Source organism: Corynebacterium sp. AOP40-4SA-5, from assembly GCF_052377355.1.
Taxonomy (GTDB): Bacteria; Actinomycetota; Actinomycetes; order Mycobacteriales; family Mycobacteriaceae; genus Corynebacterium.
The window spans coordinates 185,156-192,620 of sequence record NZ_JBQSWS010000004.1; the positions used below are offsets into that span (position 1 = coordinate 185,156).

A 7,465-nucleotide genomic window follows, 5' to 3' on the forward strand; every position below is an offset into this window, starting at 1 on the left:
GGAGAGGAACGCAGCCTGAACCGTGTCGCCTACACGAACACCGACTCCGGTTCGGGACGCTGTTCATCACGGGCGGCACGCGCCCGGTCGGCGATGGAGGTGTGGTTGAACAGCAGGTTGAGTCCGAAGGCCGCCAACGCGGCCAGGACCACACCGTCGGAAAGAAGGGTCTGCGCCCACTCCGGGAAGTTCGACCAGATGTCGGAGGAGAACTTCGACAACAGCCCCAAAGCCACCGCCAGGGCGATGATCGTGGAGTTCACGGTGTCGGTGAGATCGACCTTGCACAGGGTGTTCACACCCACCGCGGCGATCGAGGTGAACAGGATCAGGGAGATCCCGCCGACCACCGGGTCCGGCAGTGCGGCGATGACCGCACCGGTCACCGGTGTCAGCCCCAGCACCAGCAGGATCACCCCGGCCGTCGCCGTAACGTAGCGCGAGTGCACCCGCGTGGTGCGCACCGCGCCGACGTTCTGGGTGAAGACGGTGTCGAAGAACCCGTTGAACACACCGCCGAGGACGCCGGACGCCGCGTCGCCCACGAGCGTGCGCGCCACGTCCGAGCGCGACGTCTTCTTCCCCGTGATCTCGGACAGCGCACTCACGCTGGCGATCGTCTCGGCGAAAAGGAACATCATGACCACCGACATCGACAGCACACCGACCAGGGGGAACTCCGGGGCACCGAAGTGGAACGGCTTGACCATGGCGAACAGCGGTTCGTCGCCGACACCGGAGAAGTCCAGCAGTCCGGCGGGCCAGCAGACCAGCACGCCGACGATCGTCGCGATGATCAGCGACGCCTTGGCCACCACACCGCGGGCCAGACAGGACAACCCCACCGCGATGAGCACCACGAGGGCGGCGATGCCGATGGACGCCGGGCTGGCGTAGTCCGGATTGTCCTGGCCGTCGACCATCGGTCGGCCGACCACGAGGCCGGCGGAGACTCCGATGAGCGAGACGCCGAGGAACAGCAGGACGGTGCCGGTGACCAGCGGAGGGAAGTACTTCAGCAGCTTGCTGAACGGCCAGGCGAGCACCAGGCCCACCACACCGCCGGCGAGCATGCAGCCCCAGATCGCGGGCAGCCCGTAGGTCTGCCCGATGGAGATCATCGACGCCACCTGGACGAAGGCGGCGCCGCCGATGATCGGCATCCGCCCGCCGGCCACACGTCCCACGCCGAGGGACTGGATCAGCGTGATCACACCGGCGACCAGTAGGTCGGCGTTGACCAGCATCGCCACGGTCTCCCGGTCGAGGCCCAACGCCGCGCCGAGCGCGAGCGGGACGGACACGCACCCGACGTACATGATCAGGACATGCTGGATGCCGAAGGTGAGGTTGTGGCGCCAACCGAAGTTGGTGTCCACGGCGGACCCGTCGGTGGAGAAGCCGACGTCCTGCCCCTGCTGCGTGGTGGTGGCGGGGTCGTGGGCGCGCGGCGGCGTCCGGTCGGCCCGGTCGGCGCGGTTGAAGGTGGCGGTCATGGGTGAGGATGCTCCTGAGCGAGGTGGTGCTTGAGCGGTGGTGGGGGAGGGGACGGACCGGGGGACGACCCCCGGTGCCGGACTACTTCGCGGACTCGGCCTTGCTGAAGTTCGCGCGGATGCGCATGTCCAGGTACTCCCCGGCGGTCATCTGCTCGTACTTGCGGTCGGGCCCCTCGATCACCGCGTCGCGGTCGGCCTGGGCGAAGTAGGGCATGGAGTAGCGCTCGGGGATGTCCACGCCCACGTCGGCGGCCTTGACCCGGTGGAAGTTGGACTTCAGCCGGTCGTCGCTCCAGCGCATCAGCATGTCACCGATGTTGCAGGTCAGGATGTCGGTGAAGGCGGGCACGGGCGTCCAGCTCTGCACGTCCTGCCCGGCGTCCGCACCCGGCATGACCTGCAGGCCAGACTCGCCGTCGGTCTGGAACAGTAGGGTGAGGCAGTTGAAGTCGGTGTGTGCGCCGGCACGCCACACCGGGGCGCCGTTCTCGTCGGCGACGTTGTCCTCCGCGGCCACGGCCATGTAGTGGATCATGCGCAGCGTGCACTGGTGCAGCTCGGAGTCGGGGTTGTGGACCTTGGTGAAGTAGTCGCGTTCGAAGCCGAGCTTCACGGCGAAGAACTCGAGGATGCGCATCGCCACGTCGTGGCAGCGGCTCTCGAAGTCCAGGGTGTCGGCGCGGAAGTCCGGCAGGGTCTCCTCGTCGAGCCACAGGCCGTCCATCAGCGGGCGGGTGACCTGGTAGCTCTCCTTCTCGTCCGGCGTGCCGGTGGACGGGCGGATCTGGGACTTGTGCTCGAAGCCGACGTTCTTGCCCTTCGGCTTGGCCACGGTCTCCAGGGTCTCCTTCGGCAGTGCGAACAGGCGGCGCGACTCGGCGAAGGCGGCCTGGATCTCGTCCTTGGCGATGCCGAAGTTCTTCAGCTGGAAGAAGCCGATGGTGGTGGCGGCGTCCCAGAGTTCCTCCGCCTTGGCGTCCCACTGCTCGTCGCTGAGGTCCCAGTTGTTGACGTCGATGACGGGGACGGCACGGTCGGTGGTCTCGGTGCCGACGCCGCCCATCCTCGCCTCGAGGTCGAGCTCGGCGTTGCTGTAGTTGTCGGTCGTGCTGGGCGTGGTGGTCTGAACCATGATGGTCCTTTCACGTCACGCGGTTTCCCCTACGGTCGTACGCTCCGTCATCCCGACGCCGTGCGATGAAGACCCGGCTGAGCCGCTGTTGGTCTTGGTACGGGACTCAATCTATGAGTCCGGCATTTCGAGGTTGTGCCGCTTCTGTGACGACTGTGTTGCCGACGTGGCGGCCCGGTAAACAGCTAGAATCGACCGCACTCGGCAGCCGTCGAGCATGCCGGCCACACCCCTTGGAGGACCACGTGAAGCTGCCGAAGCCTTTTGCCCGCCGCGGGAAGAACAAGAAGGACGCACCGGACGTCCCCGGCCCCGTCGCCGAAGAGGAGCTGTCGGAGGAGTCACGCGAGGCGTTGAAGGGCATCGCCGACCTGGACGAGCCGGACGGCAGGATGGCGAGCCAGTTCTTCCGCGCCGTGGACAAGGCCTCCGAGGTGCAGTCCCCGGTGATCGAGAAGTACGTCGACCACATCCAGCGCAGGCACCGCCGTAAGTCGGTCGCCCGTCAGCAGCGCGTGATCGACCGGCACTTCCGCACCCTGGCCACCGGCACGGGTGCGGGTACCGGTGCACTGGCGTTCTTCCCCGGGATCGGCACGGTGCTCAGCATGGGTGCCGCCGGCGGGGAGGCTCTCGGTGTGGTGGAGGTCTTCGCGCTGTACACGCTGGCCAGCGCGCGGCTGCGCGGTGTGGACATCAGCCACCGGGAGGCAAGGCGCCGGCTGATCCTGTTCAGCATCGCCGGTGCCGCCGGTAACGACGCGGTGTCCGCGGCGTCCGGCAAGAAGGGTGTGACGGGGCTCCGGAAGCTGGGCAGCGCCAGCGAGGCGCAGAAGCGCAACATCAACTCACGTCTGGGACGCATCGCGTTCCGGCAGCTGCGCCGACGGATGACGGGTGCCGCGTTCGCGAAGATGCTTCCCCTGGGCATCGGCGCGGTGCTGGGTGCGCGGTCCAACCGCAAGCTCGCGCACATGATGATCCGTCACACCCACGCCGTGCTCAGCGAGGAGGGCAAGGCCCGCTGAGGCGGTCTCTCATCAGGTCGGGGTACGGACGGCGACAGGTTGGTGGTCCCGCATCTGATCGACGATCTCTCCACCACGGGTGAGGGCAGGATGCTTCGTCTCATCGGGGGTGAATAGGAAAGCCGGGAGCACCGCGATTCCGCCTCCTGCCCGACATTGTGGCGCGCAGCGGGTTAGGGTTCTGGCATGACGGGCCGCGGACGGACCGCGCCCATGCGCCCCAGTACTCCCCGGAAAAAGGACACCCCTCAATGCGCCGATCCACCCGAGCCCTCGCCGCCTGCCTGCTGCTGTCCGCCAGCGTCGGCTCCGGCACCGCCGCCGCCAGCGCGCCGTCCGACACCGCACAGGACGCACCGTCCGAAGCAGCGTCCGACGTCAAGAACGTGGTCACCTACGGTGACTCGTACGCCGCCAACCCGCACCAGATCGTGGGCATGGCGAACCAGTACGAGGAGCTCAAACCGTTGCTCGCCGACTACCCGCGCACCGGGCAGCTCGAGTCCGGCAAGGAGTGCCTCCAGGCGCCGGACAACTGGCCGCGCCTGCTGGAGAACGGCGGCGAACTCGACGTGAGCGACTGGTCCTGCACCGCCCAGACGTCACGCACGATGCTCGACCGCATCGACGCCAGCATCGACGCCGGCGACCTCACCGCCGACACCGACTCCGTCGTCTTCCCCGTCGGCCTCAACAACTTCGGCCCGTGGGGTCAGAAGGACGGTCTGGACGTCACCGACTTCGACGCCGTGCAGGACGCCTACGCGTCCGACATGCGCGATGCCGCGCGCCGGGTGCGCGCCGTCGCGCCGGACGCCGAGCTCGTCATCGGCGGTATGCCGCAGCTCACCGCCGGTGACACCTTCTGCTTCGTCAACGTGGTGCCGGACCGTCCGTTCGGTCTGCCCGTGGAGTACCTGACGCGCGTGCAGGACGCCGCGCAGTCGATGCAGCGCGACAGTGCCGCCGAGATCGGCGCCGAGTTCGTGGACCTGCGGGCGAACAGCCAGGGCCACGACTCCTGCGCCCCCGACCAGCAGCGCTACATCGCCGGGCTCATCGACACCACCACCCCGGACTACAAGATGATCGTGCACCCCTCGCAGCTCGGCCAGGAGTTCATCGCAGGGCAGGTATCTGCTGCGCTGTAGGGTAGTCGGTGTAGCCGACGGCGGGGTCCGCCCCTTCGTCGGCGTAGAACGTCGAGGGGTCCGGGGTGTTCCACTCCAGGCCCTCGGCGATGCGTTCGGCCAGGTCAGGGGTGGCGATGTAGTCACGGCCGAAGGCGACGGCGTCGGCGCTCCCGCTGGCCACGATCCGCTCGGCGTCGGCGACGCTCATCTCCTCGTTGGCGATCACCGGCCCGCCGAAGTTGTTTTTGATCAAGGTGAGCCGGCTGTCCTCGGCCTCGATCTCGCGGATGAACAGGAACGCCACGTCGCGGCGTCCGAGCTCGGTGGCGACGTGACCGAAGACCGTCGCCGGGTCGCTGTCACCCATGTCGTGCTCCTCGCCGCGCGGGCGCAGGTGCACGCCCACCCGGTCGGCGCCCCACACGTCGATCGCGGCGTCCACGATCTCGAGCAGGAAGCGGGCACGGTTCTCCACCGATCCGCCGTAGCGGTCCTCGCGGTGGTTGGTGCTGTCCTGCAGGAACTGGTCGATGAGGTAGCCGTTGGCGGCGTGGATCTCCACACCGTCGAACCCGGCCTCCTTCGCGTTCTGCGCCCCGCGGCGGAAGTCCTCGACGATGCCGGGGATCTCCTCGGTCTCCAACGCCCGCGGGGTGGTGTACGGACGTTTCGGACGCAGCCCGCGCACGCGTCCTGCCGCCTGCACCGCGCTCGGGGCGACGGGGGTGTCGCCGCCGAGAAGCTCCGGGTCGGAGATCCGTCCGACGTGCCAGAGCTGCAGGAAGATCCGTCCGCCGGCGTCGTGGACGGCGTCGGTCGTCTGCGTCCAGCCCTGCACCTGCTCCTCGTTCCAGATGCCCGGGGTGCCGAGGTAACCCACGCCCTGGGGTGAGACGGAGGTGGCCTCGCTGATGATCAGCCCGGCCCCGGAGCGCTGGCGGTAGTACTCTGCCATCAGCGCGGTCGGCACGCGTGACTCTCCGGAACGACGCCGGGTCAGCGGCGACATGATCACCCTGTTGGGCAGCTCCAGGGCGCCGAGGTGCAGTGGTTCAGACAGGTTGGACACGGTGTTCTTCTTCCCTTGCATTCTTGCTTCGTCGCTTCGTTGCGTTTTCCGTCAACCATGGTCCCCGTCCCGAGGGGTGTTAGCCAGAGCCTCCCTGATGGTGCGACTGGCGGAGGTACCACTGACAGGGTCATGCTCGTGCGCCGGCGAGGGTGCCTGGGGAGGGGAGACGGCACCTAGACTCGGGCGCATGAACCACGCAGACGCCGCACCCGGGCCGGGCAGTTCCGGCAGCCATTCCGGTAGTCTCGGCGAGTTCCTGAAGTCCTGCCGGGACGCCATCACCCCGGCGACGGCGGGCATCGAGGATCGCAGCCGGCGGCGCAGGGTCCCCGGTCTGCGGCGCGAGGAGGTCGCCCAGCTGGCCGGGGTGTCCGTGGCGTACTACGTCCGGCTCGAGCAGGGGCAGGCGCACAACGCCTCCGACGAGGTGCTTCTCGCCCTGGCCCGGGCGATGCAGCTGTCGGCCACCGAGACCGAGCACCTGCTGGACCTGGCGCGTCCCTCCCCGGTGAAGCCGGTCACCCGCTCGCGTGCGGAGCAGCCGCACCCGCGGGCGCTGGCGATGCTCGACGCGCTCGGCGACCAGCCGGCGGTGCTGCTCGGAAGGCGTAGCGACGCCCTGGGGTGGACGCCCACCGGCCACGCACTTCTGGCACCGCACCTGCCGTTCGACACGTCGGACGCCAGGACGCGTCCGTCCCTGCCGCGGTTGCTCTTCCTCGACGAGACGGTGCGGGGCATGTACCGCGACTGGGAGGCGGAGGCGCGCACCTACGTGTCCTACCTGCGCTTCGTCAGCGGTAAATACCCGGACGACGCCCGCCTGGCGGAGCTCGTCGGCGAGCTCTGCATGAAGGACGCCGACTTCGCCGCCCTGTGGGCCACCGGCAGGGTCGGGACCTGCACGGCCGGGCGTAAACGTTTCCTGCACCCGCGGGTCGGGGAGATCACGGTGGACTTCCAGATCTGGTTGCAGGCCGACAGCCCCGACCACCGCCTGGAGGTGTACGCCCCGGCGGATGAGGCCTCGGCGGACGCGATGACCATTCTCCAGGGCATCGCACAGGAGAGTCGGTCGGGGAACGCTCCGGGAGGTCCGGTGCTCGGCGCCTGATCACGAAACCCCACGCGGATGTTGGTCTGTGGGAGTAGGACCGACATCTGCGCGGGGTTTCAGGACGGGGTGCTGAGGATCACCAGAACTTGTTGACCCAGGCGGAGTAGCTGGCACCGCCGGGCAGGAAGACCTGGCCGAGGGAGTAGATGTCGGTCGTGCCGATCCCGCGGACGAACGTTCCCGGTCGGGTGTCGCAGTTGCCCTGCGTGTATCCGCCGAAGACCGGCCCCATGTCCACGTCACGGTTGATGGTGCACGACACGGCGCCACCTCGTTCGATGGTGCTGATCGGGACGGCGCTCGCGGCCGGGGCGGCGAGCCCGGCGACCAGGCCGGCACCTGCTGCGGCGACAGCGGCGCGGGTGGCCCAGCGGCGGGCGTTGGACGATTTGGTACGGGTCATGAGACATCCTCCTGTGTCGGAATAAGCGTTGATAGAGGTGCGGATGCCGGGGAACGTCATACCGCCGACATCATCGCAAAA

7 protein-coding genes are annotated in these 7,465 nt (G+C 68.4%); 3 read left to right on the forward strand and 4 right to left on the reverse strand.

Annotation, left to right across the window (positions count from 1 at the left end; all coding sequences use genetic code 11):
- Window positions 1–29: 29 nt before the first annotated feature.
- Both ACT3S3_RS04060 and ACT3S3_RS04065 read right to left on the reverse strand, forming a co-directional pair.
- A complete protein-coding gene (locus tag ACT3S3_RS04060; RefSeq protein ID WP_441579453.1) occupies window positions 30–1,496 on the reverse strand; it encodes a uracil-xanthine permease family protein in 1,467 nt (488 codons plus the stop codon).
- Between the two features lie 82 nt (window positions 1,497–1,578).
- Entirely contained in the window at window positions 1,579–2,631 is a 1,053-nt protein-coding gene (locus ACT3S3_RS04065; RefSeq protein WP_441579454.1) for an isopenicillin N synthase family dioxygenase, read from the reverse strand.
- A gap of 245 nt (window positions 2,632–2,876) precedes the next feature.
- Between ACT3S3_RS04065 and ACT3S3_RS04070 the strand changes: the two genes are divergently transcribed.
- Both ACT3S3_RS04070 and ACT3S3_RS04075 read left to right on the forward strand, forming a co-directional pair.
- Entirely contained in the window at window positions 2,877–3,659 is a 783-nt protein-coding gene (locus tag ACT3S3_RS04070; protein ID WP_301443878.1) for a hypothetical protein, read from the forward strand.
- A gap of 251 nt (window positions 3,660–3,910) precedes the next feature.
- Window positions 3,911–4,810: a GDSL-type esterase/lipase family protein gene (locus ACT3S3_RS04075; protein WP_441579455.1), complete on the forward strand. Its 900-nt coding sequence runs from the start codon at window positions 3,911–3,913 to the stop codon at window positions 4,808–4,810.
- Here ACT3S3_RS04075 and ACT3S3_RS04080 read toward each other — a convergent pair.
- Window positions 4,779–5,861: an alkene reductase gene (locus ACT3S3_RS04080; RefSeq protein WP_441588367.1), complete on the reverse strand. Its 1,083-nt coding sequence runs from the start codon at window positions 5,859–5,861 to the stop codon at window positions 4,779–4,781. The genes ACT3S3_RS04075 and ACT3S3_RS04080 overlap by 32 nt on opposite strands.
- 190 nt (window positions 5,862–6,051) lie before the next feature.
- On the opposite strand from ACT3S3_RS04080, the gene ACT3S3_RS04085 reads away from it, so the two are divergent.
- Window positions 6,052–6,978 carry a helix-turn-helix domain-containing protein gene (locus ACT3S3_RS04085; protein WP_444626313.1) on the forward strand — a complete coding sequence of 309 codons (927 nt, stop codon included), beginning with the start codon at window positions 6,052–6,054 and terminating at the stop codon, window positions 6,976–6,978.
- A gap of 79 nt (window positions 6,979–7,057) precedes the next feature.
- Here ACT3S3_RS04085 and ACT3S3_RS04090 read toward each other — a convergent pair whose 3' ends face one another.
- The gene (locus ACT3S3_RS04090) at window positions 7,058–7,384 is read right to left on the reverse strand and encodes a hypothetical protein (RefSeq protein WP_441579458.1); all 327 of its coding nucleotides are present in this window, start codon (window positions 7,382–7,384) and stop codon (window positions 7,058–7,060) included.
- Window positions 7,385–7,465 lie beyond the last annotated feature (81 nt).